Below are 26311 nucleotides of genomic sequence, written 5' to 3' on the forward strand. Positions count from 1 at the left end.
AAAAACTCTCCTCTTTAGTTACGACAAAGTCGTGATAGTTGTCCAGCGTAAATCGTGACGGGAACATCTCTAAACACCGTATCTTTTTCCCAGTTCAGCCCGTTGGCACGAGCGACATTTTGCGAAGCACGATTATCGGGATGAATGATCGAGATGATTCGATCATGCCCTCGATTGAACGCCTCCATCATTAATCGTTTTGCTGCTTCGCGACCATAACCGACTTTCCAGTGCTTTGGTTCGAGCCAATAACCGACTTCTAACTCTTCTTTCCCATCCACTTCCTGCATCAATAATCCGGCAAAGCCAATCGGTTCATTCGTTTCTTTTATGAACAACAGTAAAAAACCAGTTTGTCGCTCATCCGAATATCGCTCCAACTGCCGTTCGAACCACTCTCGTGCCTCATCTTCACTTAAGGCAGTGCCTCCATTGATATAACGCATGACTTGCTCATTTTGGACAAGTGACTTATAAAAACTAAAATCCTCTTCTTCGAACGGTCGCATCCATAAACGTTCACTTTCCATCGTCATCGCCTCCTTCTATACTTCTCTTTTCCCGAGTTCTTTTCGCTTCATTCCTCTTCCTGATCCTGCTTTTCCTGTGACATTTTTCATTACTAATCGATGACATTCACTCCCTAGTGCTTGCAATTCCCGGCATAAGTCGGTATTTTGGGAACAGTATGTTGAACAACGACCGCACGATTAATGTTAAAATATATTTTGAGCGCATGAGCGCTGGGTAGGAATTCACGAAAAGGACTGAGACCATAATGACTGAACAAGTAATGACGGGACTGTATGAAGGCATTTCAAAAGAGTCCGTACTAATCAATGAACCTTTAAAATATCATACGTATACAAAAATGGGAGGAATCGCGGATTTATTCATCATCCCAACTTCTTATGAAGAAACAGCTTTTGTCGTCCGATATGCTTACGAACAAGGTATTCCCTTGACGTTGCTTGGAAACGGATCGAATCTTGTCGTACGTGATGGCGGCATTCGCGGCATTGTCCTCTCCTTTGAGAAGTTAACCGATATCTCGGTCGAAGGACATGAGCTCGTCGCTCAAAGTGGCGCAGCAATCATCGAAGCGTCTCGTGTAGCTTACGCGCATCAGCTCAGCGGTCTTGAATTCGCTTGTGGGATTCCAGGAACGATTGGTGGCGCATTGATCATGAATGCGGGAGCATACGGTGGTGAAGTCAAGGATTGTCTCCATAGCGCTACTGTATTGACACGACAAGGAGAACTGTTGAACATTTCACATGATGAGCTCGAACTGGGATACCGGACGAGTTGCTTCTCAAAGAAAGAATACATCATCCTCGAAGGTCGATTTGCGTTAACAGAGGGTGACCCAGCATTGATCAAGGAAGTCATGGATGATTTGACGCATAAGCGAGAAACGAAACAACCACTCGAGTACCCTTCTTGTGGTAGCGTCTTTAAACGTCCAGAAGGCTATTTTGCAGGGAAGCTGATTCAAGATAGCAACTTACAGGGAACACGCATCGGTGGCGCTGAAGTGTCCAAGAAACACGCTGGTTTCATCGTCAACGTCGAGAATGCGTCAGCATCCGACTATATCGCGCTTATTCGTCATGTCCAAGAAACGGTTCAAGAAAAATTCGGTATCTTACTTGAGACAGAAGTGAAAATTATCGGTGAAGAAGCATAACAAGAATCTTACAAGAAAAGGTGAGTTCCGTATTCGGACTCACCTTTTTGTTCGTTTAGATTGACCAGTTTCCGTCACGCATGACTGATTCACGCGTTCCGTCTGCAAGTTCTCCTTCAATCGACAGATCCGCTGATCCAATCATGAAGTCGACATGCGTCATCGAGTCGTTCGCGCCTTGTGCTTCTAATTCTTCTGCTGAAAGGCTTGGACCATTTTCGAGACACGTCGAGTACGCACGACCAATCGCTAAGTGGCACGAAGCATTTTCATCAAACAATGTATTATAGAATAGGATACCCGAGTCAGAAATCGGCGAACGGTGCGGCACGAGCGCAACTTCTCCGAGATAACGTGCACCTTCATCAAGTGAAATCAAGTCATCTAATGCTTCTTGACCCTGTTTCGCTTCCGCTTTAACGATTTTTCCGTTCTCGAACCAGAGTGTGAACTCATCAATCAAGTTCCCACTATAGCTAAGCGGTTTTGTGCTCGAGACGTGTCCGTTGACACCTGTCTTTTTCGGTAACGTGAACACTTCTTCTGTCGGCAGATTCGCGATGAAATCAACACCATCTGCATTCGGACCACCGCCACCTAACCAAACATGACGTTCTGGTAATTCGATTGATAATTCTGTTCCTGGAGCTGTGTAGTGCAATGTTTTGTATTTCTTCTCTGTCAGGAATTTTGCTTTTGAACGCAGATTATGATCATGATCCGCCCATGCAGCGACCGGATCCGCTTGATCGGCACGTGTAGCCTTTAAAATAGCTGACCAGAGCTCTTCAACAGCATTCTCTGAATCAGGGAACACTTTCTTCGCCCAGCTTTCAGAAGGTGCTGCTACGACACACCAGCTGACATTGTCACTCATGACGAACTTCCGCCAATTAGCAAGAGCGACACCGGCTGCTTTATTCGCACGTGCGATTCGGCTCGAGTCCACGCCATTCAATAAATCTGGATCTTCACTGACGACCGATAAGAACGCTGTCTTTTCTTCTGCCAGTTGGTCGTAACGTGCTTTTAACCAATCCGGGAACGTATCAAACGACTCTTCCGGTGCATCGAAATAACGGATTTTCGTCATCTCATCATCTGACCACTGTACATATACTTGCGTAGCTCCTACTTCGTAGGCGACACGCGTGATTTCACGAACGAGCGGCAAATTTTCGATTCCTGCACGCACCTCGAGTTGTTGTCCTGGTTGTAGATTAATTCCCGTACGCACGGCTAAAGACGCGTATTGTTGTAATTCTGCTTGTGTCGGCATTATGTAATCCCCTTTCTTGTATCTTTATTTTCACGAAATAGTTGCAATTTTGCAAGAAATAAGGCGAAACTAGAAAGAGAAGAGAAGGAGGCATCACCATGGAATTCACACCCGGCGATTTTAAATCGGCTTATACGTATTTTCACCGACAGGCACTCGACCTCGTTGGTGATGAAAAAGCACAGCAAGAATTGTTAGTTCGAGCAGAAATCGGACTTGCGCACTTGACGCAAGATATCGCGTCTACAGAAAGCTCGGACATCGAACGCGAGGCAGAACTCGTCCTTTATTTTCAATTAAAACAACTGCTTGAAATGCTTCGTGCTCTCTATCAGAAAAAATTCGAAATGCATGCGGAGCAGGAACAATTGTTATTGACGGCCGTTCTGTACTTCACGTCTCCTGTTGACGCCTTACCGGACGATAACGTCCTCGGGCTCTTCGATGATGCACAAATCGTCGAGACGATTTACGAAGAACTGGCTGCAGACGTCGATCGCTTTCAACATATGGAATGAATGAAAAAAGCAGCTGTCGCGACAGCTGCTTTTTGATTATGCATTTTGTTTCGAAGCAATATGAACAGGTGTCGTGGATTGACGTGATTCATCTACTTCTAATTTTTCTTTATTCAGCCACGTATAGATCATTCCCATGAAGACTGCTCCACCAATGATGTTCCCAGCTAAAGCTGGCAACAGGTTATGCATCGCTCCGGCAAATGTGATCGTATCCGGATGTGGTACGACTAACGCAATGGAGAACAATGCCATATTGGCGATGACGTGATCAAATCCAGAAGCAAAGAATACTGCGACGAGTACCATCATCATCATGATCTGCGCCAACTCATTCTTCATGTTCTTTGGAATGAAAATCGCTAAACAGACCATCCAGTTACAGAAGATAGCTCGTGTGAAGATTTCCCACGTCGTATGGTGGATCTTCGTTTCTGAGACAGAAAATAACCAGTTGTTCATACCAAGCTCTTGTATGATTCCTGTTTGGGAAAAGAGTAGCGCAAACGCTAATCCTCCAAGTCCATTTCCGATTAGACAGATCAACCAGACCTTCATCGTATCCATCTTCGTCGTATAGCCACGCATCGTCGCCGTCGTGAAATACATCGTATTTCCTGTGAACAGCTCTGCCCCACCGTAAACGATCAGGACAAGCGCCACTCCGAAAGTCAGTCCACCGACAAGTGTCGCAACAGGTGACTCCGCCATATATAGACCGTTAATTGCTTTTAAGGTAAAAATAATTGCAAATCCAATGAAAATCCCTGCTAGCATGGCACGAACTAAGTACTCGAGAGGACGCATTTGTAGCATGCGCGTCGACTTGATTGCTTTATTCCGTAATCCTTCTAATGCTTCTACCTCGTTCATCGTAGAAACCTCTCTTTCTTTTGTTCAACACTTCACAATGTTTGTTCATTTATTATCATACTTCCATCTTAAAAGATGTTCAAGTATTGAATAGACCTGTTTTATCGTTTTTATAAAAGAACGAGATGTAAACGATATCATTGTGTCAAGATTGTGAAAAATGCCTTTTCTTGCTTTATACAACTAATTAGTTTGGATCTGTAGTCGTGATGCGAAGCGTTCAAAGAAAGTGTTTCGTCTTGATGCATCGAGCACATAACCATCAATGACAACACGATTAAAGCGTCTAGAAGATGAAGTAGCTCGTTCGATATCGGTCGGAGTGTAGGCGTCGAATGTTTTCCGGTCAATCGTAAAATCTGCACCTGAATACGGATCCGTGTAGTGAATTTCAAGGTCGGTTAAATCAGGAATCGTTGAAAATAAAACAAGCGTATGATGCATCAGAACTTTAGATAACCGAGCCTTCAAAAAATCCTGATTCACTTGTAGTGTTCCGGTGTCGGTACCAATCCAAGCTTGTCGCTCTTTTCCTGTCACTTCATAGGCAAGACGTAACGATTCTCCTTCGACATCTACCTGTTTTAATTCTGATGAGAACGGAAGTTGTTCGGCTAATTGACGAACCGCTACCGTATTCATCATCGAGGCACCCACTTGTCTCGCTACAAGATCACCATCATGCCAAATGGATGATTGATTTTTTTCATTGGGTTGTTCAAAAAGACGAATTCCGACCAGTACTCCTAAACAGATACAACCAAGAATCCATAGCATTTTCTTCATTTTCATCACCTTCCTAAAAAAACGTACCCTTTTTCATCTTTTTTCATAAGAAGGGTTGAAATTTTATGCATATGAGCGTACTCTTGCAGGCAGATACTCACAGAAGGAGGAGCATGAGGTCACTCATCATATTGCCATGACTACAACACACCCACAGAAAAAGAGAGTTGAAAAAATCAGTTTCTTAATCATTGGTACGTTGCTGTATTCCCTTTACATCAGCCTACTACTATCTCCAAATGATATCGGATCAGGCGGTATCATGGGGATCACGCTCATTATTCAAGAGCTCTTCCACACGCCAATTGGATTAACGCAATTGCTCTTAAACATTCCCCTCTTCCTTTTAGGTTTCCGTTTCCTACGCAAACGATTCATGTTCTTATCTGGAATTATCGTCATTGCTTCTTCCTTTTTAATTGACTGGATTCCGACTCAAATCGTTCCGGAATCTTTAAACGATCCACTCGTCGCTTCCATCTTTGCTGGTCTAGTCTCTGGTCTTGCAATGGCATTGATCTTCTTCGGTGGTGCTTCAACTGGAGGGCTTGATATTCTCGGAAAGTTTTTCTTTGCTCGTTTTCATAACTGGCCACTTCCTCGTATATTTCTGATGCAAGATCTTGTCATCTACATCCTTGTATGGTGGGTATTTGATCTTAAACACGTTATGTATGCTCTCATCATGAGCTTTGTTCGTGCCAAAGCCCTTCAGACGGTTTACAGTTTCTATTCTGCTTCTAAGCAATGTATCATCATTTGTGAGAAAGCAGATGAAATCAATGAAGTCATTACAAAAGAACTCGGTCGTGGTGTCACGATTCTCGATGCACGTGGAGGATATTCCAACCGAACGAAAAAAATGGTATATGTCGTCGTTCAAAATAATGAAATCGTCCGTTTGCAAGAAATCGTCTCTTCTGTCGAACCGAATGCATTCGTTACATTCTCGGAAATCCACACTGTCTTCGGCAATTACAAGGAACATTCGTATTCGTTTTAACACCAAGCGCAGCTTAGCTGTGCTTTTTTCATCTTCTTAAAACAGCTTCTCGTATTGCATCATCTTTCCTGCTTTTTTATGAGTATTATTCACTTTTTCAGTCATTATCCCTATTCAAAAAATAGACAGGCTTCACTTTTTTTACGATAGTAGTTAAGCTTATGACATGTCTTTTATTTAAAGGAATGATTGCATGCACTCTCTTTGGCGTCAGCGTATTCTGCTGATTTTCTTGGTCAGCTTATTCGCCTCTATCCCGATCATCTATGCGTTATCCGGTTATCGGACGATTGCAACGATGACCGAGCAAATGAAGGATCATGATATACCGTTAATCAATCAGGTAGATCAGTTGGTCGAACACAATCGAGATCGTGCTAATGCGGTTCGTGGTCTCTTATTGTATGAAGATAATCGTTATATCGAACAATATTACTTTTCAACGTCTAAAATCCATGATTTGCGCAATAGTCTGAACCAATCGTCGACTACTCCAGGGACGATTAAAGATCTTCTTCGCCGCAACAATGTCTGGGAGTCCGAGATTGAACGCGTGTTTGTTGTCTATGAACGTCAAAGTCCAACAGCCGCAAAACGTCTTGCTAGACAGTCGACTCAGACGACTCAAACGATTCTCGAAGACTTATCCCGTGTGAAAGATGATTTGTATAAAACGCTTCAAGCCAAATTACAACAATCAGATACTTTAATCGCTACATATAAATGGATGTGTCTCGCTCTCTCCATCCTGTCCTTTTTATTGATTAGTGCCACGGTCTTTTTCTTCCACCACTTCGCTCCAAAAGGATCAGAACAATCGTCTTTAGAATAAACGAAAAGCGCAGCTAAAGCTGCGCTTTTCGTTTATTCTAAAGACTCATTCAGGCATGGCTTTTCCCTCTTGTACATGTTCCATCGCCATATGTACAAGCGATGACACATGATGGTCATCCAAGGAATAATAGACGACTTTACCGTCTTTTCGAAACTTGACGAGTCCTTGTTTCAACAAAGATCGAAGATGATGCGACGCTGTCGCGATCGAACAGTCGACAGAGGCCGAGACATCACAAACGCATAGTTCTTCTTCGATCGTCAGCGCATAAACGATTCGCAGTCGTGTCGCATCCGAAAGAATCTTAAATAGCTTTCCGATTTCAAGCGTCGGAATCGTATCAACGATATGTCCGATTTCAGACGCACGTTGTTCATCAATCGCAATCGTTTCACAACGGGGAATGTCCATGTCCGTCACCTCGTTTCTACTTATATTGCACCATGAGAAACGGGACATTGCAAGTTCAGCGCATTCGTCTGCGAATGAGCCAAAACACGAACCATCCTCCTACGTAATCTCCAATATCCCAGACAATTCGATTTTGATCGACAGCGCGTACGCCGATGTCAATGACTTTCGTGCTTTCTAATCGATTCGTATAACGTTGACGAAGTCGCGTCGGAATCGGTAGATGAAGAAGTGCCCGGTAATAAATATCTAAATGAGTATGTCCCCAAATTTCCGTCGCAATCGAGCTCGTTTTAATATACAACGGACGTTTGTAGCGTCTTTCATACTTTTCTTTCAATAAAAGGGCCATCTCATAAGATATACGATTAGGATGTGGAAATAAGACTTTTCCTAGATGGTAGATCCCCTGATTATCGACTCGAATGATTTGTGGTTCTAACCGATATCGAATCCAATAGCCGCGAAAACGGATCGTCTGCCATTTCAATACAATCACCTCTGAACGGATTATACCCTGTTCTGAAGTGATTGATGCCATTCACGCACAGCATCTGTCATTTGCTGCGCAGCGAGTTGCCGATCTTCTTTAGCAAAAATTTCTGAGATGACGGCATACCCTTCTAGCGGGATAGGCAGAGAAGAGACATTCGTTGCTGTGATTCCACCAATACCGATTAGGGGTAATCGTACAGCTTCCCGAATCGCCTGAAGCATCGTATGCGACATGGAATCAGCGTCCGCTTTGGATGACGTCGTAAATAGAGACCCCACGCCTAAATAAGATGCTCCGTCTCGTTCTGCTTCAATCGCTTGTGCAACGGTTGCTACCGACACACCAATCACGGCATCTGGTAAAAGGCGACGTGCTGCGGTTAAAGGAATGTCTTCTTGTCCGATATGCAAACCAGCTCCGACGAGTAACGCGATATCAATCCGATCATTGATGATCAAAGGAACGTCGTAGCGATCCGTGAGTGCTTTCAACCGAACTGCCTGATCAAAGAATTCCTTTCCTTGCGCTGTTTTTTCCCGTAATTGCACGATCGTTGCACCACCTAAAATGGCTTCCTCAACGACCGTCTCGATCGCGACTTCAGGATGGTACCGACGATCCGTCACTGCATAGATGGAGTAATCAATTGACACGTTCTGTCACCTCCACAAGATCTTGTACCGTCATGAGGCTGATGGCATTGAACAACTCTCGTTTAAAATCACCAAGACCTTGCGCGGAGGCTGCTTGTTCTCCTGCTTTTCCCATGACGAATGTTCCGTGAACAGCCGCCTCAAACGCTGTATATCCTGCACCGAGGAAGCTCGCAATCAAGGAGGCCGTCATGCAGCCCGTACCCGTGATATCTCCTAGACGAGGTGTTCCTACATGTAATTCCATTTCGCGCGTTCCATCCGTGATATAGTCGTTCGGACCTGTCACGACGAGGACAGATTTGTGTTTGCGAGCGAATGCACGAATGCTTTCTCGATCTATCATTGTATCTCCCGCAGCATCGACTCCTTTAGTTCGCCCATCTTCCCCAAGTAACGTCTTGATTTCAGAAGCATTTCCTTTAATGACCGTACACCCGAGATCAATGAGTTCTTTAGAAAAGGCAGTACGTAATGTCGTTGCCCCTGCTCCAACTGGATCAAGAACGATCGGGACATTCAAACGTCCCGCTTCACGTGCTGCGAGTCGTTGAGCTGCTTGCATGTCTGCATCGATCGTACCAATGTTTAAGACAAGAGCTTGTGCGAGTCTAACCATCTCTTCTACTTCACGAATGTCTTCCGCCATGACGGGTGATGCTCCAACAGCGAGTGTGACGTTTGCGCAGTCGTTGATCGTAACCGTGTTCGTCAGATGGTGAATGAGTGGTTTGTGTTCAAGAATGGTCGTAAACATGTGTATCCCTCCAAAGTGAGTGAAAATGATGTGTCGGTCCAATACCTTGTCCGAGAGCAAATCCATGACGAATTGCCTCCGTGACATAGTTTTTCGCCTGTCGTACACTATCTTGTAAATCTTCTCCAAGCGCCATCCGTGCTGCAATCGCTGCAGATAAGGTACAACCAGTTCCATGAGTATGTTGATTGTCTAACCGTTCCGATGTGAAACGGTGTTCCACTTCCCCATCAAACAATAAATCCGTTGCAGCTCCTGAGAGATGTCCACCTTTTAGTAATACTGCCCCTGTCTGTGTAGCCAATTGATGCATCGCCAGTCGCATTTCCTCTAGATTGGTCACTGATCGTCCTGTTAACCGCTCCGCTTCCGGTAAATTCGGTGTAACGAGTGTCGCAAGCGGCAGAAGTTCTGAAATCAATGCTTGTTCAGCTTCCGTCCGCAACAGGGCATGACCACCTTTAGCGACCATGACGGGATCTAATATGATAGGAACTGTCTGTTTGCGGAGATGTCTAGCAATGACTCGAATCGTCTGCGCATTCGAGACCATCCCGATTTTGATCGCATCGACACGAATGTCTGAAAAAATCGACGTTAACTGGGCATCTACGATTTCTGGGGATAACTCTTCCACCGCTTGAACACCCAACGTATTTTGCGCCGTGACGGCTGTCAGGACGCTCATTCCATAAACCCCTAAAGCCGAAAAGGTTTTTAAATCTGCTTGAATCCCAGCTCCACCACCGGAGTCGGATCCTGCAATCGTCAGTACATGTTTCATGTTCTTTTCACCTTCCCATCGAGCAATGTAAGGGAGTCGTGACCGACAAAAAAAGCGTCGACCGCTGTAAAAAAGCAGTCGACGCTATACGAAAGCGTTATACACGCATTCCGGTATCCGTTCGGCTCAACTTTCCTACGCTGGTATTATCCAGTTCAGGTAATAGGGTCGAAAACAGATTGGTTTTCCTCTCAGCCGGATTCCTCCAGCTCCCCTAGTTGCTCAAGTATTCGTTTCGCCTTTACTGTAGCATAGAGAAGAAAAAAAAACGAGCCGAAGCCCGTTTTGATTACAGATATGCTAATGGATTGACTGCATTTAGAGGAGAAGAGGCACTGTATTGATAGCCTCCGACATGTAGTTCGAAATGTAAGTGTGGTCCTGTTGAATTCCCTGTACTACCAAGTGTCCCGACTTGCTGACCTTGAGAGACCGTTTGTCCTGCACGAACCGATAATGAACTCATATGTGCGTAGACAGTCGTGTACACTTGTCCATCGAGGAAGTGAGAAATCATGACATGATTGCCGTAAGGTCCACCACCTGATGCTGTAATGACCGTTCCAGCTGCTGCAGCGACGATTGGAGATCCGACCGAACCACTGAAATCAACACCGTTGTGGAACGTATAACCGTTCGCGCCGCTTGCTGGTCCGAATCCTTGTGACACTCCACCAGAAGATGGTCGAACGAATTTCCCTCCACTCGAAACAACCGGCGGGGCAACAGAATCAGTTGATTCCGAACTCTTACCTGCTTGTTTTGCTGCTTGAGCATTCGCTTTAGCGGCTTTTTCGGCTGCCGCTTTCTCCGCTGCTGCTTTTTCAGCCGCTGCTTTAGCAGCTGCCTTCGCTGCCGCAATTGCACGTTCTTGCGCTTCGAGAGTCGCTTGAAGTTCTTTTGCGTCTAACAGTTCTGTCGTGAACTTCGTCTTCCCTTTTCGTAATTTCTTCAGCGTGGCACTACGTTCTTTCATTTGAAGCTTTAACGCTTTCTTTTGTTCAAGCAATACTTTCTTTTCTTGCATTTGCTCCGCTTTTTTCTCAACGAGCGCTTGTTTTGCTTCTCCTAATTTTTGTTGCGTTGCGATGTAATCCGAAATCATTTTATCGTCTTGCTCAGCGATTTTTTTCCCCGCCATGACACGGCTGAATAAATCACCTAAATCCTTCGATCCAAAAATGACTTCTTCCCATTTAATCGAATTTCCATCGTTCTCTTGGAAAACACGCAAACGATCACCGAGTAGTTCTTCCTGTTTCTGTAACATTTCTTCGTAACGGACGATGTCTGCCTTTAACTCATCGATTCGAACGTTCAACTGTTCGATTTGTTTATTTTTTTCAGAGACTTGGAAAATCTTTTCGTTGATTGCTGCGTCAATTTGATTGATTTGACGTTGCTCTTTTGAGATTTTAGCTTCTTGTTTTTTGATCGCTTTTTCAAGTTTACGTTGTTCAGCGGCATTTTCAGCTTTTTTTTCTTTAATGGTCGCTGCTGCGATCGGTTGTGTTCCTGTTATAAGTAATGCTCCTAAAACAATGGTAGAAATTAGTTTTTTTAGCATATATCGTTTTCCTCACTTATGTTTTTTTCATATTTTATTATAGTATTCAAGTTTCTCTCATATCTGAAATAGATTATAGCACCGTAATCGTTTCAAAAAAATTTCATTTACATTTCAAATGAAAACGGTTTTTTGTAATATACGATTTGTTTTTTGAAAATGACAAAAAAAGAACCGTTGCATACGCAACGATTCTTTACGATTAAAGCATCGACAATGGATTGACTGAGTTAGCTGGACCAGTTGCACTATAGCTGTATCCACCAACGTGAATTTCGAAGTGGAGGTGTGGTCCTGTTGAATTTCCTGTACTACCTAACGCGCCAATTTGTTGACCTTGGCTGACACGTTGACCAGCACGGGCATTGAGTGAACTCATGTGAGCATATACTGTCGTATATGTCTTCCCGTTCAATTGGTGAGCGATCATGACATGATTTCCGTAAGGTCCGCCACCTGATGCTGTAATGACTGTACCTGTTGCAGCTGCCACGATCGGCGTACCGACTGGACCACCAAAGTCAATTCCGTTATGGAACGTATATCCGTTCTCTCCGCCTGCAGAACCATAACCTTGTGTAACAGTTCCAGCAGTTGGATGAATGAACAGACCACCTGATGATGGTGCTGGTTTTGGTGCAGCTGGTGCTGGAGCAGGCGCAGCTGGTGCTGGTGTAGATGGTTTTGGTGCTGATTGTTTCGTCGAACCAGAAGGTTTTTCCGATTGTGCCGCTTTCTCTTGTGCTGCTTGTTGAGCTGCTGCTTCTTTAGCAGCTTGCTCTTCTGCTGCTTTTTGTGCTGCTGCTTGCGCTGCTTCAGCCTCTGCTCGTGCTTTCGCTTCACGTGCCGCTTGAGCTTGACGCTCTTTTTCGAGTCGAGCTTCACGTTCACGTGCTGCTTTTTCAGCAGCAATCGCTTTTTCTTGCGCAATCAGAATTTGTTGGACTTCTTTTGCATCCATCAATTGTGTTTCGAACTTTTCTTTTTTCTTACGTAGTTCTTTTAAGCGTTTATTCCGCTCTTTTAATTGTGATTCAAGGTCCGCTTGTTGACGTTTTAATTCTTTTTTCTCAACTACCAACTGCGCTTTCTTTTCTTTTACTTCTTGCTGCGCATTCGCTAATTGCTTTTGCGTATTCTGGTAATCCGTGATCATTTTATCATCTTGTTTTGAAATGGATTTCCCTGCCATGACACGGCTTACGAGATCACCAACGTTTTTAGCACCAAAGATGACTTCTTCCCATTTAATTGAGTTTCCATCATTCTCTTGCATGACACGAAGACGATCACCGAGTAGTTTTTCTTGGCGTTTTAGTTTCGCTTTATATTTCTCGATTTCTTTTCCAAGTTCAACGATTTCACGTTCTGTTGCTTTGATTTGACGATCCTTTGTTTCGACAGCAAAGATTTTTTCGTTCAACGCTTCGTCTAGTCGATTGACTTCTTGTTGTGTTTTAGAGATTTTTTGACCTTCTTGATTAACAGAAGACTCTAAGTTTTTTTGCTTTTTAGCATTGTCTTGTTGCTGTTGTTCGTTTTTGGCTTTCTGTTCACTTAAATCGTCAGCTGCTGCAAAATGAGGTGCTGATGAAAGAACCAGTGCGGAAACGATGAGCGACGCGAACGTTTTTTTCATGTAGTATTCCCTCTTTTTCTGTAGTGTATGTTTTATGATTTATCGTAGAGTATTTAAGTTAAATTTAAATTCTGTAATAGTTTTTCTTTTTTATAAGAACGTTTTTGATTATAGCATTCATTCCTCTTCCATAATATTTCAGTGATATTTCATTTTAAATAAATCTTTCCTCTTCTATGTAATAGAAACATTTGGAAGGTAACTCATCGTTGCAACTTTGGAGTGTTTTTGGGAAACTGAAGCGAACAGAAGGAGGATATCATATGAAATTAGACCACACTGGAATTGCCGTTCGCGACATGCAGGAAGCCATTTCATTTTATACAAACGTACTTGGAGGAATTTTAACAAAAGAGTACTCGAATCCTGCGCCTGGTGTCGCTTCCAATATTGCGGTCATCGAGTTCGATGATGCGCACATCGAGTTGTTAACGCCAACAAGTCCGGATAGTCCGATCGCTCGTTTTTTGAAACAACGTGGGAAAGGTGTCCACCACATTGCTTATCGTGTAGAGAATTTAGATCAAGCGATTGAAGAAGCAAAACAACAAGGCTTAACATTTTTAGAAGATACGTATCGAACGACGCCATTCGGACGACGATTGATTTATATGAATCCTCGTCATTCACACGGCGTCATTACGGAACTCTGTGATTATCCAGAAAATCTATAAAAAATCAGCACTGCGTTATCGCAGTGCTGATTTTTGTTCTATACCATTAGCCAAGTTTTGCAACGATTTCCCGATTGAATGCAGGAATATCATCTGGTTGACGACTTGAGACGAAATTATCGTCAACGACGACTTCTTCATCTGCAAAGTCCACACCAGCATTTTCTAAATCAATTCGAATTGATTTATAACCTGTCATTTTTCTTCCTTTGACGATTTTTGCGTTAATCATCAATTGTGGTCCATGGCAGATCGAGAAAATCGGTTTTTTCGACATATCGAATTCTTCGACGAATGAGACGAAACGCTCATCTTCTCGAAGTAAATCTGGTGAAAATCCGCCTGGAATTAGGAGAGCATCGTAGTCTGCTGCTGAAGTCTCATCAATCGAGAGATCAACATTTACTTTTGCCTCTTCCTGTTTGCCGACGAGTTCTGTACCTTTCTTAGCACCAATGACCGTGATCTCGTGCCCTGCTTCTTTTAATGCATCAACCGGTCCTGTGAATTCTACATCTTCAAAATGATCGGCGAGTACGACTGCTACTTTTTTAGACATGTGATTCATCCCCCAAGTTGTTTGATTTAAATCGGATCTTCTCCACGATCTCGTGGAGAAACCGTATCATCTGGCATTTCGTCTTTTCCTTTTAGGATTTCCTTTTGTTGCTCCTCTGTCAGTTTCCGTTCTTTATCCGACAGACGATCCCGTTCATCTTCAAACTCTTCATTTGGACGATCGGTTTCTTTCGGTGCCATGGAAAACCCTCCTTATGATTCGTCGATTATGCTTATAGTGAATCGACGACTTTAACAGAAAGATCGACATCAATGTTGCCACGTGTCGCTTTCGAGTACGGGCAGAAATTGTGTGTCTTCTCTAGTAAATCTTCGGCTTCTTCTTGCGATACGCCGACGACCTCGACGACGAGTTTCGCTGCAATTTTTACACCGTTATCCGCTTCGTCCTGTAAGAGGCTGACTTCTGAATTCGTCCGCGTCTCGACTCGTTTTTTTGCTTGGCGCGCCATCAAATTATAGGCACCATCAAAACAAGCGGCATATCCTGCTGCGAATAACTGTTCCGGGTTTGATGTCGGAATGTCTTCTTTGCCTTTTGTTCCTGGCATGACTAAATCGAGATTGATGACGTTATCGTCTGAAGCGACTTTCCCGTCGCGACCACCGACTGCAGATGCACGTGAAGTAAGAATGACGTTTGACATAATAAAAAACCCCTTTTCCTGTTGAATTAAAAAATGCTTTTTTGCCACATAGACAGTAATACCCGTCAGTGAGGGAGATAAACACAAGAGGTGTCTATCACCTTAGCTGATTCATTTTTTTAGTAGACAAAAAAAGACGATGAACTCGAAGTCCATCGTCTTGCACATTCTATTTCTTATCCGATCTCTTCTGTTGCAGTTTCTTCTCGATCAGGCAATTGAAGATAAATTGATTTGACTTGATGATTATCGACTTCCATGACTTTGATCGTGTATTCCTGATAGCGGAATTCTTGACCACTCGACACTTCCGTATCCTGTGCCATGACCCAGCCACCAATCGTATCGATGTCTTCTTCTTCGATTCCTAGGTTAAAGCGTTCATTTAGGTCATCAATCAAGACACGGCCTGAGATCCGGTATAATCGCTCATGAATTTGTTCGATATCTGCTTTCTCATCCTTATCGAATTCATCTCGGATTTCTCCAACGATTTCTTCCAATATGTCTTCCATCGTAATCACACCGGCTGTACCACCATACTCATCAATGACGAGTGCCATTGGCGTCCGTTCCACCTGCATTTTCAACATAGCGTCTTGAAGCGGTGAATACTCGGATACAATCGGCAAGTTGTGGATGTAATAGCTTAATGCTTTTCCTTTGTTAGCCATATGATCCGTAAATAATTGTTTTGCATTGATGAAGCCAAGGATTTTATCCTTATCTCCTTCTTCCGCTACTGGGTAACGTGTGAACTGATACTCTTCAACGAGACGAATGATGTCCTCCATCGATGCATCGTTCGAGATCGTGATTAAGTCCGTCCGCGGTAACATGATATCTTTCGCGATCCGCTCATCGAACGAGAAGATGTTCTGCATGTAGGAAAGCTCAGTCTGGTTGATTTCTCCACTCTTATAACTCTGTGTCATGATGATTTTAATCTCTTCTTCAGAATGGACTTCTTCGTGTCCCGCTGGCTCGACGCCAAACAACCGAAGAATGATTCGTGCTGAACCGTTCAATGTCCAGATGAAAGGTTTCATGATTTTACCGAACCAATATAGTGGTGGCGCGAGTAACATCGTGATCGCTTCCGTTTTTTGAATCGCTAAAGATTTTGGAGCAAGTTCTCCAAGCACGACATGAAGAAACGTTACAATCGAGAATGCAAGAACGAACGAAATGATCGTCGAGACGGAGTTCGGAATGTCAATCTCTTCGAACAACATACCGAGAATCGCACCTACCGTTGATTCTCCTAACCACCCGAGACCAAGCGCTGTCACGGTAATTCCAAGTTGACAGGCCGATAAATAATAATCCAAATTCTCAAGTAGCCTCTTCGCCACTTTCGCAGTCTTGCTTCCTTCTGTAATCAACTGATCGATTCGAGACATTCGCATTTTGACGACCGAAAATTCGGCAGCTACAAAAAAAGCGGTTAAGACGATGAGTAGTGCAATGACGAGTAGCCGAATGATGATCGTCGTCGTGTCGAATGTCTCCATTGAGTGTGTACTGTCCAATCGTTTCCCCGAAGAAAGGGGATTCACCTCCATTAATATAAAGCCAGATGCCGAGGCATCTGGTGGTTTACAGCAAAAAGAAGCTTCAGACTTTCAAAGCTTCCCTACTTTTTCATATTCATACTATAACGGAACTTTCATAAAATGTGTACTTGAAGACATCATTTCAGACCGTCAGACGACATAGAGAATAAAGATTACGATCATGAGTAACATCGCGATTCCCTTTAACAAGGCACTTGATAAGATACCAAGGACTGTTCCGATCCCAACTGAAACCGAGGTTTGCCACGTCTTTTTACTAATGATTTTTTCCGTCAAGATGGCAAAGACAAACGGGAAAATTAATAATCCGATACCCGGCAAAATAAATGGTCCCGCAATCAATCCGACTGTCGTTGCAATCTTAGCCGCTTGTGAGCCTCCCCGTCGATCGACGGTGTAGGCGCTAACGAGATAATCGAGTGTAAATAAGAGAATGATGAAAATCGCTTGAATCACCCAAAAACTAATCGATAGTTCAGAGAACCCAAATCCGAATCCATAAATCAAAAAACCAACTACTAAAATCGGCGCACTTGGGATGATCGGATACACGAGACCTGCAAAAGCGACTAGAAAACAGACGACGATCAGACTCCATAACAAGATTGTCACTTTCTATTCCTCCCTTCTTTTGATTCTCTTGCCCTTTTTACGTCGAAGGGGAGACAAAAGTTTCATTCAACGCCCGATGGATTTGATTTTGTAAAAAATCACGATCCCAGTCGTTCATTGTTTCAAAACGTACTTCCGAACAGATGTATGGAATGAACCGTTGAATCGTTTCATAGTGAGCTGGTAAGGCTTGCCGCTTCATCGTTCCAAGCGACTCAAGCATCGTCGCGAGAACTGAAATATCTTCTGCTCCGTAATGTCGTAGTTGATAAAACGTCGTGTATAACAATTGTTGGTAAGTTTCCCTGACGACGATGTGTTGCTGGTCCTTTCCAACAACTAGCACACCATCTGGTATTACGGCATACTGTCGCATTAAGTCACCAATAATCCGAACCGCATGTCTCGCTGTATTCGGATCATTGATTCCTGGAGAAATCGCACGTAAAGCAACTTCACTTAATTTTTCAAGAACAAATGCAAAATCCTGTTCTGAAGATTTCGTCGGTCCAATCAAGATACTTTCATTGATATCCCGGCAAGTTGCCCGTCCGATGGCTTCTCCCTCTGTTACGAATGAGCCGACCGTTCGATCAATATACACGCGGTCTTTCTGATCAAAAACATCATAATCGACTGCTTGAATATATCCGGTTCGAGTTGCCTGAATAAGATGTGGATAATTTGTCGTCATCTTTCTTTCAGTAATCTTTTGTTCTCCTGATCCTAGATGTTCGACTTGTCGTTTCAATAATTCGTTCCCTTCTTCGTGTAATCGATCGAGTAATGTCGTCACACGAATCGACTGACTGACGATATGAATGAATGCGACGAATGCCACGATCGATATCAACACGACGAGAACGGCTACTGTCGAAGCGACGACGCTCGTCTTCAACGCCGGACGAAGAAAAAAGAGCATCGTCATCGAGTAACTGACCGCTCCAATGAATATGCCGAAAATGTGTTGCACTTGCCGATTCTCGATGAAGTTAGGCAATGTCCGTGGTGAGAATTGTGATGAATAGGTCGTCAATACGACAAGAATGGTTGAGAATGTGAACGTCATCATGGCGAGCAGTCCGGTAAAGACAGAACTATGGATTGTCTGCGCTAAGCCAAGCGTCGTTTGCCAGTCTTTTGGAAACCAGTTTGATATATACACATCTAACCACGTCACGATTCCCGTCAAACCAATCCCAATGAGACCATATAACAATGGCCACCACCAATTGATTTCTCGAGACAGGACTTTCAGCTTCTTCAAAATAAAATTCCTCCTTTTTATAGCACTATATTGATTGAATTCCTGATTTAGAGCGCTTTAAAACCCATCTGACTGACTGACTTTGAGCAATATGTTTGGTCGAAGTGCACGGATGTGTTTTACTTCTTTTCATAACGTGAATAACTTAATTGTTATGAAAACGAATGGGAGATGAAATGATATGGCTCAACAAAACGAAGCAACATTGCATACAGATTTCACGAAGATTTACATTGATGGTCAGTGGCGCACAGGCGCAAGTGACAGCAACATGACGAACACGAATCCTTTCACGGGTGAAGAGCTCTTTACAATCTCTGCAGCGAATCAACAAGATTTAGATGACGCTTATGAAGCGGCTCAAGTCGCTCAAAAAGACTGGGCGAAAGTTCCTGCCTTAAAACGTCAAGGTCTCATCGAAAACTTCTTGAAAGTCTTGTACGAAGAGAAAGAAACGATCATCGAATGGTTGATCAAAGAGTCCGGAAGTACACGCATCAAAGCGGAAGGTGAATTCCTTGCTTCTGTCTTGATCGTCAAGGAAGCTGCGACATTCCCACTTCGGATGCACGGTGAAATTCGTCCATCGGTCGTACCAGGCAAAGAAAACCGGATTTACCGTAAAGCACTTGGTGTCATCGGTGTCATCAGTCCATGGAACTTCCCGTTCCACTTAGCTGTACGGTCGATCGCTACTGCCATTGCCATCGGGAACGCAGTCGTTGTTAAACCGGCTACGGACACACCTGTTTCAGGTGGATTGATTTTTGCTAGTCTATTTGAAAAAGCTGGATTGCCAAAAGGTGTCTTGAATGTCATCGTCGGTCGCGGTTCAGAAATCGGTGATGCTATCGTCGAACATCCTGTACCACGCTTGATTTCATTCACAGGATCCACTGAAGTTGGTCGTCATATCGGTGAACTTGCTGGTAAACACCTGAAGAAAACAGCGCTTGAACTTGGCGGAAACAACGTCTTCGTCGTACTTGATGATGCTGATCTCGATCGTGCGGTCGAATCTGCTGTCTACAGCAAGTTCTATCACCAAGGTCAAATTTGTATGTCGACGAACCGAATTCTCGTCGCTTCTTCGATTCATGATGAATTCGTCGAGAAATACGTCGCTCGTGTAAAAGAGCTACAATACGGTGATCCATCACATGATCGGACACAAGTCGGACCACTCATCAACCAATCACAAGTTGAACGGATTCTTGAAGATCTCGAGAAAACAAAAGCTGCGGGTGCAACCGTTCGTGTCGGTGGCGAAGCAAAAGATAACGTCATCGCACCTACTGTCGTCACTGGTGTTACGAATGATATGCCACTCGCTAAAAATGAAATCTTCGGACCGGTCGCTGTCATCATCCCGTTCGATACGGATGAAGAGGCACTTGAAATCGCGAACTCGCTTCCGTACGGATTGAGCGGCGCTGTCCATGGTTCTTCTATTGAACGCGCGACTGCCTTTGCGCTTGAAGTCGAGACAGGTATGATTCATATCAACGATCAATCGGTCAACGATGAGCCACATATGCCATTTGGTGGTGAAAAAGATTCAGGGCTCGGTCGCTTTAACGGCGAGTGGGTACTTGAAGAATTCTCGACTGTCCAATGGTTATCTGTCATGCACGATCGTCGTCAATACAAACCATTCTTTGAGTAATATAAGAGTAGGGTTTTCCCCTACTCTACATAATTTTGTGAAGGAGTGATTTCACATGCCGTTATTACGATTCGACGTCATTGAAGGACGTTCAGAAGAAGAGTTAAAAACGTTACTCGATACCGCACACGATGCGATGGTCGAAGCATTTGATGTGCCGGAGCGCGATCGTTATCAAATCGTGCATACGCATAAAGCACATGAGATGGTCATTCAAGATACAGGACTCGGATTTGAACGGAGTAAAGATATCGTTCTTATTAGTGTGACGAGTAAAACGCGGACGGAAGAGAAAAAACAACGTCTCTACCAATTACTCGCCGAACGCTTACAAGCAAACTGCGGACTCGCACCGACTGATTTGATGGTTTCGATCGTCGAAAATGATGCAGCCGACTGGAGCTTCGGTCTTGGCGAAGCACAGTTTTTAACGGGTAAACTATGATCGTCTGTAAGTAGAACAAAAGGGAAGTATGTTATCGGTAATTTCCGGTAACATACTTCCCTTTATTTGTTCTTACTTCATTAAACAAGAGAGAACCTTCACATGACTTACTCCTTCGTTTCTTCCGTCTTCTCCCGTGGATTTTCCCGTTGCAGCGGTGCTTTCCAACTAAATTGATCGGGTTCTGGAACGAAGTCAAGGCCTCCTGGATGGAACGGTTGGCACCGTAACAATCGACGCGTCGTCAAATAACTACCTTTTACCGCACCATGACGTTCAATCGCCTCCATCCCGTAATGGGAGCATGTTGGATAGAATCGACATGTAGCTGGTTTCATGGGAGAGATGACTTTTTGATAAAAACGAATTCCTCCCATTAAGACACGCTTCATACTGTCCCTTCTTTCGTCTTTTTTTCTAGTGTAACGCATCTGTCCATCATTTTCAGATGTTCTGCCTTATACTAAAAGCAGATTTAAAAGAAGGATGTGTTGAGATGAAGGCATTAACTTTCCACGAATTCGGAGGTTCTGATGTATTACGCTTCGAAGACGTACCAACGCCAACAATCACTGAACAGGAAGTTCTGATTGAAATGAAAGCGATCGGTCTGAATTTTGCAGACATCTATCGCCGAAAAGGAAACTATCATTTAGAAGGACAGCCTCCCTATATTTTAGGGTATGAAGGTGCAGGAGTCATCACCGCAATCGGTGCTGCTGTTTCAACGTTCCACGTAGGTCAACGAGTTGCTTTTGCGGACGTTCCGCTTGCGAACGCGGAGTACGTCGCAGCACCCGTCGATAAATTGATTCCGCTTCCTGATGGTATCTCATACGAAACAGCAGCTTCTGTCTTATTACAAGGGTTAACAGCGCATTATTTAACTCGAGATAGCTATCATGTCCAACCGGGAGATGTCGTCTTAGTGCATGCAGCCGCCGGTGGCGTTGGTCAGTTGTTGACACAGCTCATTCGTTTGCTTGGGGCAACTCCGATTGGATTGACGTCTTCTCCTGAGAAAGCACAGATCGCTAAAACTGCTGGCTGTGAATCTGTCTATTTATATTCCGAGAACTGGGTCGAGCACGTGCTCGCGCAAACTTCTGGTAAAGGAGTTGATGTGGTCTACGAATCCATTGGTTCTACCTTAATGGATAGTTTCCATGTGACAAAAGTCCATGGAACGGTTGTCTTCTATGGTATGGCAGGCGGCGATCCCGTATCTGTCGATCCTCGCTTTTTGATGGATACGTCCAAAACATTGACGGGTGGTGACCTTTGGAACGTATTAACATCTTCTGAAGAACGAATCCGTAGATCTGGTGAATTATTTGATTGGATTCTATCCAATCATCTCACCCTGTCTTCTCCTACAACATTCAGATTATCTGATGGCAAAGCAGCACATGACTTTTTAGAAAGTCGACGCAGTACAGGAAAACTACTTTTGCTTCCTTAACTCGTTTTTCCAAGACGGCTCCCTGCGAGTCGTCTTTTTTATGTGAAATTAGAATTATCGATTGATTTTTTTTAATGAAGAGAGTAAAGTAAATCTCATCAAAACCTAAAACCCAAATAAGTTTTGAGTTTTAGAAAGGGGATTTGTATTTATGTTTCGCTCAGAATGGAAGAAATTGAAGAGTCCGATGATGATTGTTGTCATTCTCGCCCTCATCCTCGTACCGTTTCTCTACAACTCCATCTTCTTATCTGCATTCTGGGACCCATACGGTCAAACAGAAGATATCAAGGTCGCTATCGTCAACGAAGACAAGGCGACGAAGTTTAAAGGAGAGAAAGTCGACATCGGGGATCAATTCGTCGACAAACTCAAAAAAAATGATGATTTTGATTGGCAGTTCTTATCTAAGGACAAAGCCGAAAAAGAATTACGTGACGGCAAAATCTATATGACGGTCGTCATCCCGAAGAACTTCTCTAAAAATGCAACGACACTACTCGATGATCATCCGAAGAAGATTGAGTTGGAGTATTACTTGAATCCAGCCAAAAACTACTCGGGCACACAAATTTCGAGTACGGCTGCAAAACAATTAAACGAAAAGATCCGAAAATCCGTGACGAAACAATACAGTAGTGCGATTTTCGGTGCGTTAAAGAAAATTGCAAACGGTATGGAAAAGGCATCGGACGGTTCTTCTAAACTAGAAGATGGCAACCATAAAACAGCGGATGGTGCCAAAACACTAGCAACGAACCTTGGAAAACTTGCGGATGGCAGTCTGACACTGTCCGAAAAACTGGGGGAAGCCAATCAAGGTTCGAAAAAACTCAGTGACGGCGTCACGACACTCGACGAAAAGACTGCCCTCTTCACCCAAAAAACGGGTGAGTTGTCTTCTGGGTTGAACACGCTAGACGAAAATGGTGGCAAATTACAAGCCGGTGCTGCACAACTAGAAGACGGAGCAACGAAACTCAGCGGTGGCTCGACACAAGTCCGTCAAGGGGCAGAACAACTGGCTGCAGGTACGGCTCAGCTTAATGAAAAAATTCCTCAATTGACGGATGGATTAAATCAATTGGATGAAAAAGCACAAGCTGCCAACGCCTTTTTAACGCAACTTAATCAAGATGCTGAAAAAGCGAAACAAGATTTACGAGCACGTCGTGAAGCCCTTGAAGCAAACGTTGCGCAACTAAAAGAAGTCATTTCTGCTTCTGAACAGTTATCGGATGAAGAAAAACAAACGTTACTCGGTTCTATCGGTTCATTAGAAGAAAACATCCAAAATCTCGCCGCCCAAGAAGGCGCGATTGATCAGAGTCTTGCTCAAGCAACGGACGCGACGAAGAAGATTGGTCAACTGGCTGCAGGTGGTCAACAAGTCGAATCAGCTGTATCACAACTGAACGCAGGTCAAGTGAAACTCGTCGACGGTGCGAAACAAGTCGAGTCTGGTGCACAACAATTAGCAAGTGGTCAACAAACATTCAATGAAAAACTCGGTCAATATACTGCGGGTGTGCATAAAGCTGCAACAGGTGGCGTACAACTGGCTGACGGGGCTAATCAGCTTTCAGATGGCACACATCAACTCCAAACAGGTGCTAGCGCGTTAAATAACGGGTTAGGACAATTGGCTTCTGGTTCAACTACGATTACGGACGGAATCGGCAAAACGACCGATGGGGCTTCGAAAATCGCGGATGCCAACACAAAACTTGAAGATGGTGCTAAAACATTGAAGGATGAGCTCAGCAAAGGGGCTAAGGATGCAACCGTCAAGCCGACGAAAGAGCGGGATAATATGCTCGCAGAACCCGTCGTCTTAAAAGAACATGACTATTCGACGGTCAACAACTACGGTTCTGGTTTATCAGCTTATATCCTTAGTATTGCCTTATTCGCAGGTGCCTTGATGTTCTCTTCTGTCTATCAGATTCGTCCAGAACATGGTGAAAGTCTGACATGGCGCTTCCTTGTCGGTAAATTATCACTCATCTTACCGATTGGAGCCTTACAAGGTGTCGCAGCGGCTACAGCCATCGTCTATGTCCTCGATGCTGATGTCGCGAGTGTTCCTGCGCTTTATGGATTTGCTGCCTTAACAGGTATGACGTTCATTACGATTCTGTTCACGCTCGCGATGCTACTCGGTCGTGTCGGACAGTTCCTTGCCTTCCTACTACTTCTGCTTCAAATCGGCGGTAGTGGTGGTACGTTCCCAGTCGAGATGACGCCAAGCTTCTTCCAAGCCATCCATACGTTCTTACCAATGACGTATTCAGTCGGCGGATTCCGTGAAGCTCTTGGACTTGGTGTGACAGACGCCCTCATCTCAAACAGTCAAGTCCTCGCGACCATCTTAGTCGTCGCGTTGATCATCAGCTTCGTTGGAGGGCTCGGAGCCAAGCGAATTTTACTCTCAACGAAAGTGAGACGAAAACAACATGACACAATCTGATAAAGAAACATTGATACTGGACTCAGCGATGGCTTGTTTTTCTGAACTTGGTTATAAAGGTACGACGATTGAGCGTGTCGCCCGACGCGCTCATGTCGGGAAACCGACCGTCTATCAATTGTTCGAAAGTAAACTCAACCTGTTCGAATCGCTCGTAACACGTGTGCTGCAAGAGATGAAAGAAGAAGCAGAACGCGCTTACGTCGAACATGCGACGGTAGAAGAAAATAAGCAATCAATGATCGACGCTATCGTCTATCATCAGCAACAACATTTGTTCATTCTTCAAATCATCGAAGAAACACGTAATCTTAAATTACAAGAAATGCAAGAACTACGGACACGGATCGAACGACATGTCGTCGAATATCTTAAAACGCTACTTGAGACTCGCCTTGGACAAGATGATCGTGACGTACCAGTCGATGTCACCGCCTTTCTGATTTTCCGGACGTACATTGCGCTAATTGCCGAATGGCCATTGATTGCTCGGCCGTTAGAGTTAGATACGATTCGTCGTGCCATGCTACGTATTTTATGAATCAAAAAACCGCCGGTCAGTGGATCGGCGGTTTTTCATATTCTTGATTCTTTTCTAAATTCCGTACCGTTTGACTAGAAGCAACTGTTTTTTCATCCTTCAAAGTGCCAAACAACCAGTCTCCCACTGGATTTGATACACCAAACCAATAGTGTTCATTTTTGAAATGATGTAACAGATGCGTCTTTTTCATCCATTTTCCAAAGCGTGTTCTCGGTTTCAGCGGAACGTGTGCCACGTAATGTTTCCATTCATACACAAGCAACATGACGATCAATCCACTCGCGGCTGCAGCTGTCGAAACGACAGATTGCGTCAGAAGATAGGTCAGAGTCGCAAAGAAACCAAGATTCGGCAAGGAATACCAGACCGGTAAAAACAACAGATGCAGTTCATTCGGATACGCATGATGATCGTAATGAAGTCGTTTCAACAACTTTCGTCCAAGCATATTTTTAGGCGGTGGTAAATGGAACAAAAAACGATGCGTCAAGTATTCACTGAAACTAAAGACGATCAGTCCAAGACAAAAGAACTGTAAAATCGACCAATGAAACGGCTGAGCAAGGACATAACCACTGACCGCAATCAGTAATACGAGCATGATCAAAATATCCGGAAACAGAAAAAAACGACGATAGATATTTGACATAGGTGCCCTCCCCTTTCTCTTTCGTTACAGCGTATAATCGTACGTTCATCGATTCGTCACGTTTTTTACTTCAAGTCGTGTAATCATTCTCGCTCCCTCCCTTATACTAAATAGAGAATGGAGTGATGATCACTTTGAGTTTATCGACCGGAATCATCTTCGTGTTACTCGCCTATACACTCATGTCGCTTTACGACATGTGGCAGGTATACCGGATAACGAGCAAGCTTTGGATGTTTGTATTGTTTCTTGCAACATTAATCAGTCTCATCGTTGCCTTTTTTGTGGCCCCTGTCCTTGCGCTATTCTTTTACTGGTCACGCCATCCATTGAAACGAAACATCGGTATCGTGTTACTGATTGTCGTATGTCTCATCTCAATCATGACAAAACTGTCGTCTTGATTAAATTCCTTCATGAACTACTCA

General features: G+C 43.9%; 30 protein-coding genes and 1 riboswitch. Of the genes, 11 read left to right on the forward strand and 19 right to left on the reverse strand.

Annotation, left to right across the window (positions count from 1 at the left end; all coding sequences use genetic code 11):
- Positions 1 to 14: 14 nt before the first annotated feature.
- A complete protein-coding gene (locus tag KNQ03_RS14665; protein ID WP_058703640.1) occupies positions 15 to 530 on the reverse strand; it encodes a GNAT family N-acetyltransferase in 516 nt (171 codons plus the stop codon).
- A 248-nt stretch (positions 531 to 778) separates the two neighbouring features.
- Between KNQ03_RS14665 and murB the strand changes: the two genes are divergently transcribed.
- The gene (gene murB / locus KNQ03_RS14670) at positions 779 to 1690 is read left to right on the forward strand and encodes a UDP-N-acetylmuramate dehydrogenase (RefSeq protein WP_035398835.1); all 912 of its coding nucleotides are present in this window, start codon (positions 779 to 781) and stop codon (positions 1688 to 1690) included.
- A gap of 55 nt (positions 1691 to 1745) precedes the next feature.
- Here murB and KNQ03_RS14675 read toward each other — a convergent pair whose 3' ends face one another.
- A complete protein-coding gene (locus tag KNQ03_RS14675; protein WP_035398837.1) occupies positions 1746 to 2969 on the reverse strand; it encodes an aminopeptidase in 1224 nt (407 codons plus the stop codon).
- Positions 2970 to 3067: 98 nt separating this feature from the next.
- Between KNQ03_RS14675 and KNQ03_RS14680 the strand changes: the two genes are divergently transcribed.
- A complete protein-coding gene (locus KNQ03_RS14680) occupies positions 3068 to 3487 on the forward strand; it encodes a YkvA family protein (RefSeq protein WP_023467198.1) in 420 nt (139 codons plus the stop codon).
- A gap of 36 nt (positions 3488 to 3523) precedes the next feature.
- Here KNQ03_RS14680 and KNQ03_RS14685 read toward each other — a convergent pair whose 3' ends face one another.
- Both KNQ03_RS14685 and KNQ03_RS14690 read right to left on the reverse strand, forming a co-directional pair.
- Entirely contained in the window at positions 3524 to 4360 is an 837-nt protein-coding gene (locus KNQ03_RS14685) for a formate/nitrite transporter family protein (RefSeq protein ID WP_023467197.1), read from the reverse strand.
- 183 nt (positions 4361 to 4543) lie between these two features.
- On the reverse strand, positions 4544 to 5146 hold the full coding sequence (locus KNQ03_RS14690) for a hypothetical protein (protein WP_214725316.1): 603 nt from the start codon (positions 5144 to 5146) through the stop codon (positions 4544 to 4546).
- Positions 5147 to 5282: 136 nt separating this feature from the next.
- Between KNQ03_RS14690 and KNQ03_RS14695 the strand changes: the two genes are divergently transcribed.
- Both KNQ03_RS14695 and KNQ03_RS14700 read left to right on the forward strand, forming a co-directional pair.
- Positions 5283 to 6149, forward strand: a complete 867-nt coding sequence (locus KNQ03_RS14695) for a YitT family protein (protein WP_029340819.1) — start codon at positions 5283 to 5285, stop codon at positions 6147 to 6149.
- 193 nt (positions 6150 to 6342) lie between these two features.
- Positions 6343 to 6981, forward strand: coding sequence for a CHASE3 domain-containing protein (locus KNQ03_RS14700; protein WP_214725318.1), 639 nt, complete (start codon positions 6343 to 6345; stop codon positions 6979 to 6981).
- Between the two features lie 45 nt (positions 6982 to 7026).
- On the opposite strand, the gene KNQ03_RS14705 is transcribed toward KNQ03_RS14700, so the two are convergent.
- The 7 genes from KNQ03_RS14705 to KNQ03_RS17220 form a co-directional block, all read right to left on the reverse strand.
- The gene (locus KNQ03_RS14705; protein ID WP_050678101.1) at positions 7027 to 7395 is read right to left on the reverse strand and encodes an ArsR/SmtB family transcription factor; all 369 of its coding nucleotides are present in this window, start codon (positions 7393 to 7395) and stop codon (positions 7027 to 7029) included.
- A 55-nt stretch (positions 7396 to 7450) separates the two neighbouring features.
- Positions 7451 to 7699, reverse strand: coding sequence for a hypothetical protein (locus KNQ03_RS17100; protein ID WP_251133732.1), 249 nt, complete (start codon positions 7697 to 7699; stop codon positions 7451 to 7453).
- 206 nt (positions 7700 to 7905) lie between these two features.
- Positions 7906 to 8544 carry a thiamine phosphate synthase gene (thiE, locus tag KNQ03_RS14715; RefSeq protein WP_214725320.1) on the reverse strand — a complete coding sequence of 213 codons (639 nt, stop codon included), beginning with the start codon at positions 8542 to 8544 and terminating at the stop codon, positions 7906 to 7908.
- Complete coding sequence (gene thiM / locus KNQ03_RS14720; RefSeq protein ID WP_214725322.1) at positions 8534 to 9301, reverse strand: hydroxyethylthiazole kinase; 768 nt, start codon at positions 9299 to 9301, stop codon at positions 8534 to 8536. Before thiM ends, thiE begins: the two co-directional genes overlap by 11 nt.
- Positions 9282 to 10085 carry a bifunctional hydroxymethylpyrimidine kinase/phosphomethylpyrimidine kinase gene (thiD, locus tag KNQ03_RS14725; RefSeq protein WP_050678097.1) on the reverse strand — a complete coding sequence of 268 codons (804 nt, stop codon included), beginning with the start codon at positions 10083 to 10085 and terminating at the stop codon, positions 9282 to 9284. The genes thiM and thiD overlap by 20 nt, the downstream gene beginning before the upstream one ends.
- Before the next feature lie 115 nt (positions 10086 to 10200).
- A riboswitch (TPP riboswitch) is annotated at positions 10201 to 10311 on the reverse strand.
- A gap of 63 nt (positions 10312 to 10374) precedes the next feature.
- Positions 10375 to 11652 carry a murein hydrolase activator EnvC family protein gene (locus KNQ03_RS14730; RefSeq protein WP_149426831.1) on the reverse strand — a complete coding sequence of 426 codons (1278 nt, stop codon included), beginning with the start codon at positions 11650 to 11652 and terminating at the stop codon, positions 10375 to 10377.
- Positions 11653 to 11854: 202 nt separating this feature from the next.
- Positions 11855 to 13291 carry a murein hydrolase activator EnvC family protein gene (locus tag KNQ03_RS17220; RefSeq protein ID WP_214725324.1) on the reverse strand — a complete coding sequence of 479 codons (1437 nt, stop codon included), beginning with the start codon at positions 13289 to 13291 and terminating at the stop codon, positions 11855 to 11857.
- Positions 13292 to 13554: 263 nt separating this feature from the next.
- Between KNQ03_RS17220 and KNQ03_RS14740 the strand changes: the two genes are divergently transcribed.
- On the forward strand, positions 13555 to 13965 hold the full coding sequence (locus KNQ03_RS14740) for a VOC family protein (RefSeq protein WP_149426829.1): 411 nt from the start codon (positions 13555 to 13557) through the stop codon (positions 13963 to 13965).
- A gap of 46 nt (positions 13966 to 14011) precedes the next feature.
- Here the strand turns inward: KNQ03_RS14740 and KNQ03_RS14745 are convergent, their stop codons facing one another.
- From KNQ03_RS14745 to KNQ03_RS14770, 6 genes are all read right to left on the reverse strand, one after another.
- A complete protein-coding gene (locus tag KNQ03_RS14745; RefSeq protein ID WP_214725326.1) occupies positions 14012 to 14524 on the reverse strand; it encodes a type 1 glutamine amidotransferase domain-containing protein in 513 nt (170 codons plus the stop codon).
- Positions 14525 to 14550: 26 nt separating this feature from the next.
- Complete coding sequence (locus tag KNQ03_RS14750; protein WP_023467179.1) at positions 14551 to 14724, reverse strand: hypothetical protein; 174 nt, start codon at positions 14722 to 14724, stop codon at positions 14551 to 14553.
- Positions 14725 to 14756: 32 nt separating this feature from the next.
- Entirely contained in the window at positions 14757 to 15191 is a 435-nt protein-coding gene (locus tag KNQ03_RS14755; protein ID WP_023467178.1) for an organic hydroperoxide resistance protein, read from the reverse strand.
- Between the two features lie 176 nt (positions 15192 to 15367).
- On the reverse strand, positions 15368 to 16705 hold the full coding sequence (locus KNQ03_RS14760; protein ID WP_047395079.1) for a hemolysin family protein: 1338 nt from the start codon (positions 16703 to 16705) through the stop codon (positions 15368 to 15370).
- A gap of 192 nt (positions 16706 to 16897) precedes the next feature.
- Positions 16898 to 17380, reverse strand: a complete 483-nt coding sequence (locus KNQ03_RS14765; protein WP_023467174.1) for a DUF456 domain-containing protein — start codon at positions 17378 to 17380, stop codon at positions 16898 to 16900.
- A gap of 37 nt (positions 17381 to 17417) precedes the next feature.
- A complete protein-coding gene (locus KNQ03_RS14770) occupies positions 17418 to 18647 on the reverse strand; it encodes a DUF2254 domain-containing protein (RefSeq protein WP_149426828.1) in 1230 nt (409 codons plus the stop codon).
- A 181-nt stretch (positions 18648 to 18828) separates the two neighbouring features.
- Here KNQ03_RS14770 and KNQ03_RS14775 point away from each other — a divergent pair, with 181 nt between their 5' ends.
- Both KNQ03_RS14775 and KNQ03_RS14780 read left to right on the forward strand, forming a co-directional pair.
- Positions 18829 to 20313 carry an aldehyde dehydrogenase family protein gene (locus KNQ03_RS14775; protein WP_023467170.1) on the forward strand — a complete coding sequence of 495 codons (1485 nt, stop codon included), beginning with the start codon at positions 18829 to 18831 and terminating at the stop codon, positions 20311 to 20313.
- Between the two features lie 55 nt (positions 20314 to 20368).
- A complete protein-coding gene (locus tag KNQ03_RS14780) occupies positions 20369 to 20758 on the forward strand; it encodes a tautomerase family protein (protein ID WP_029340806.1) in 390 nt (129 codons plus the stop codon).
- A 107-nt stretch (positions 20759 to 20865) separates the two neighbouring features.
- Here the strand turns inward: KNQ03_RS14780 and yidD are convergent, their stop codons facing one another.
- Positions 20866 to 21150 (reverse strand): membrane protein insertion efficiency factor YidD, encoded by a 285-nt coding sequence (gene yidD / locus KNQ03_RS14785; RefSeq protein ID WP_058703741.1) that lies wholly within the window; start codon positions 21148 to 21150, stop codon positions 20866 to 20868.
- A gap of 104 nt (positions 21151 to 21254) precedes the next feature.
- Between yidD and KNQ03_RS14790 the strand changes: the two genes are divergently transcribed.
- From KNQ03_RS14790 to KNQ03_RS14800, 3 genes are all read left to right on the forward strand, one after another.
- Positions 21255 to 22220 (forward strand): quinone oxidoreductase family protein, encoded by a 966-nt coding sequence (locus tag KNQ03_RS14790; protein WP_214725328.1) that lies wholly within the window; start codon positions 21255 to 21257, stop codon positions 22218 to 22220.
- Between the two features lie 151 nt (positions 22221 to 22371).
- Complete coding sequence (locus KNQ03_RS14795) at positions 22372 to 24690, forward strand: YhgE/Pip domain-containing protein (RefSeq protein WP_214725330.1); 2319 nt, start codon at positions 22372 to 22374, stop codon at positions 24688 to 24690.
- On the forward strand, positions 24677 to 25231 hold the full coding sequence (locus KNQ03_RS14800; protein WP_133208520.1) for a TetR/AcrR family transcriptional regulator: 555 nt from the start codon (positions 24677 to 24679) through the stop codon (positions 25229 to 25231). Before KNQ03_RS14795 ends, KNQ03_RS14800 begins: the two co-directional genes overlap by 14 nt.
- A gap of 16 nt (positions 25232 to 25247) precedes the next feature.
- Here the strand turns inward: KNQ03_RS14800 and KNQ03_RS14805 are convergent, their stop codons facing one another.
- On the reverse strand, positions 25248 to 25883 hold the full coding sequence (locus KNQ03_RS14805; RefSeq protein ID WP_214725332.1) for a sterol desaturase family protein: 636 nt from the start codon (positions 25881 to 25883) through the stop codon (positions 25248 to 25250).
- A 125-nt stretch (positions 25884 to 26008) separates the two neighbouring features.
- Between KNQ03_RS14805 and KNQ03_RS14810 the strand changes: the two genes are divergently transcribed.
- The gene (locus KNQ03_RS14810; protein WP_023467158.1) at positions 26009 to 26287 is read left to right on the forward strand and encodes a hypothetical protein; all 279 of its coding nucleotides are present in this window, start codon (positions 26009 to 26011) and stop codon (positions 26285 to 26287) included.
- Positions 26288 to 26311: the final 24 nt, after the last annotated feature.

This window comes from Exiguobacterium sp. s143, from assembly GCF_018618895.1.
In the GTDB taxonomy this organism is placed as follows: domain Bacteria; phylum Bacillota; class Bacilli; order Exiguobacteriales; family Exiguobacteriaceae; genus Exiguobacterium_A; species Exiguobacterium_A abrahamii.

Excerpts from the sequence above, each read along its gene's own strand:
- KNQ03_RS14665 (WP_058703640.1), bottom strand. The coding sequence starts at position 530 with ATGGAAAGTGAACGTTTATGGATGCGACCGTTCGAAGAAGAGGATTTT.
- murB (WP_035398835.1), top strand. The coding sequence starts at position 779 with ATGACTGAACAAGTAATGACGGGACTGTATGAAGGCATTTCAAAAGAG.
- KNQ03_RS14675 (WP_035398837.1), bottom strand. The coding sequence starts at position 2,969 with ATGCCGACACAAGCAGAATTACAACAATACGCGTCTTTAGCCGTGCGT.
- KNQ03_RS14680 (WP_023467198.1), top strand. The coding sequence starts at position 3,068 with ATGGAATTCACACCCGGCGATTTTAAATCGGCTTATACGTATTTTCAC.
- KNQ03_RS14685 (WP_023467197.1), bottom strand. The coding sequence starts at position 4,360 with ATGAACGAGGTAGAAGCATTAGAAGGATTACGGAATAAAGCAATCAAG.
- KNQ03_RS14690 (WP_214725316.1), bottom strand. The coding sequence starts at position 5,146 with ATGAAGAAAATGCTATGGATTCTTGGTTGTATCTGTTTAGGAGTACTG.
- KNQ03_RS14695 (WP_029340819.1), top strand. The coding sequence starts at position 5,283 with ATGACTACAACACACCCACAGAAAAAGAGAGTTGAAAAAATCAGTTTC.
- KNQ03_RS14700 (WP_214725318.1), top strand. The coding sequence starts at position 6,343 with ATGCACTCTCTTTGGCGTCAGCGTATTCTGCTGATTTTCTTGGTCAGC.
- KNQ03_RS14705 (WP_050678101.1), bottom strand. The coding sequence starts at position 7,395 with ATGGACATTCCCCGTTGTGAAACGATTGCGATTGATGAACAACGTGCG.
- thiM (WP_214725322.1), bottom strand. The coding sequence starts at position 9,301 with ATGTTTACGACCATTCTTGAACACAAACCACTCATTCACCATCTGACG.
- thiD (WP_050678097.1), bottom strand. The coding sequence starts at position 10,085 with ATGAAACATGTACTGACGATTGCAGGATCCGACTCCGGTGGTGGAGCT.
- KNQ03_RS14730 (WP_149426831.1), bottom strand. The coding sequence starts at position 11,652 with ATGCTAAAAAAACTAATTTCTACCATTGTTTTAGGAGCATTACTTATA.
- KNQ03_RS17220 (WP_214725324.1), bottom strand. The coding sequence starts at position 13,291 with ATGAAAAAAACGTTCGCGTCGCTCATCGTTTCCGCACTGGTTCTTTCA.
- KNQ03_RS14740 (WP_149426829.1), top strand. The coding sequence starts at position 13,555 with ATGAAATTAGACCACACTGGAATTGCCGTTCGCGACATGCAGGAAGCC.
- KNQ03_RS14745 (WP_214725326.1), bottom strand. The coding sequence starts at position 14,524 with ATGTCTAAAAAAGTAGCAGTCGTACTCGCCGATCATTTTGAAGATGTA.
- KNQ03_RS14750 (WP_023467179.1), bottom strand. The coding sequence starts at position 14,724 with ATGGCACCGAAAGAAACCGATCGTCCAAATGAAGAGTTTGAAGATGAA.
- KNQ03_RS14755 (WP_023467178.1), bottom strand. The coding sequence starts at position 15,191 with ATGTCAAACGTCATTCTTACTTCACGTGCATCTGCAGTCGGTGGTCGC.
- KNQ03_RS14760 (WP_047395079.1), bottom strand. The coding sequence starts at position 16,705 with ATGGAGACATTCGACACGACGACGATCATCATTCGGCTACTCGTCATT.
- KNQ03_RS14775 (WP_023467170.1), top strand. The coding sequence starts at position 18,829 with ATGGCTCAACAAAACGAAGCAACATTGCATACAGATTTCACGAAGATT.
- KNQ03_RS14780 (WP_029340806.1), top strand. The coding sequence starts at position 20,369 with ATGCCGTTATTACGATTCGACGTCATTGAAGGACGTTCAGAAGAAGAG.
- yidD (WP_058703741.1), bottom strand. The coding sequence starts at position 21,150 with ATGAAGCGTGTCTTAATGGGAGGAATTCGTTTTTATCAAAAAGTCATC.
- KNQ03_RS14790 (WP_214725328.1), top strand. The coding sequence starts at position 21,255 with ATGAAGGCATTAACTTTCCACGAATTCGGAGGTTCTGATGTATTACGC.
- KNQ03_RS14795 (WP_214725330.1), top strand. The coding sequence starts at position 22,372 with ATGTTTCGCTCAGAATGGAAGAAATTGAAGAGTCCGATGATGATTGTT.
- KNQ03_RS14800 (WP_133208520.1), top strand. The coding sequence starts at position 24,677 with ATGACACAATCTGATAAAGAAACATTGATACTGGACTCAGCGATGGCT.
- KNQ03_RS14805 (WP_214725332.1), bottom strand. The coding sequence starts at position 25,883 with ATGTCAAATATCTATCGTCGTTTTTTTCTGTTTCCGGATATTTTGATC.
- KNQ03_RS14810 (WP_023467158.1), top strand. The coding sequence starts at position 26,009 with ATGATCACTTTGAGTTTATCGACCGGAATCATCTTCGTGTTACTCGCC.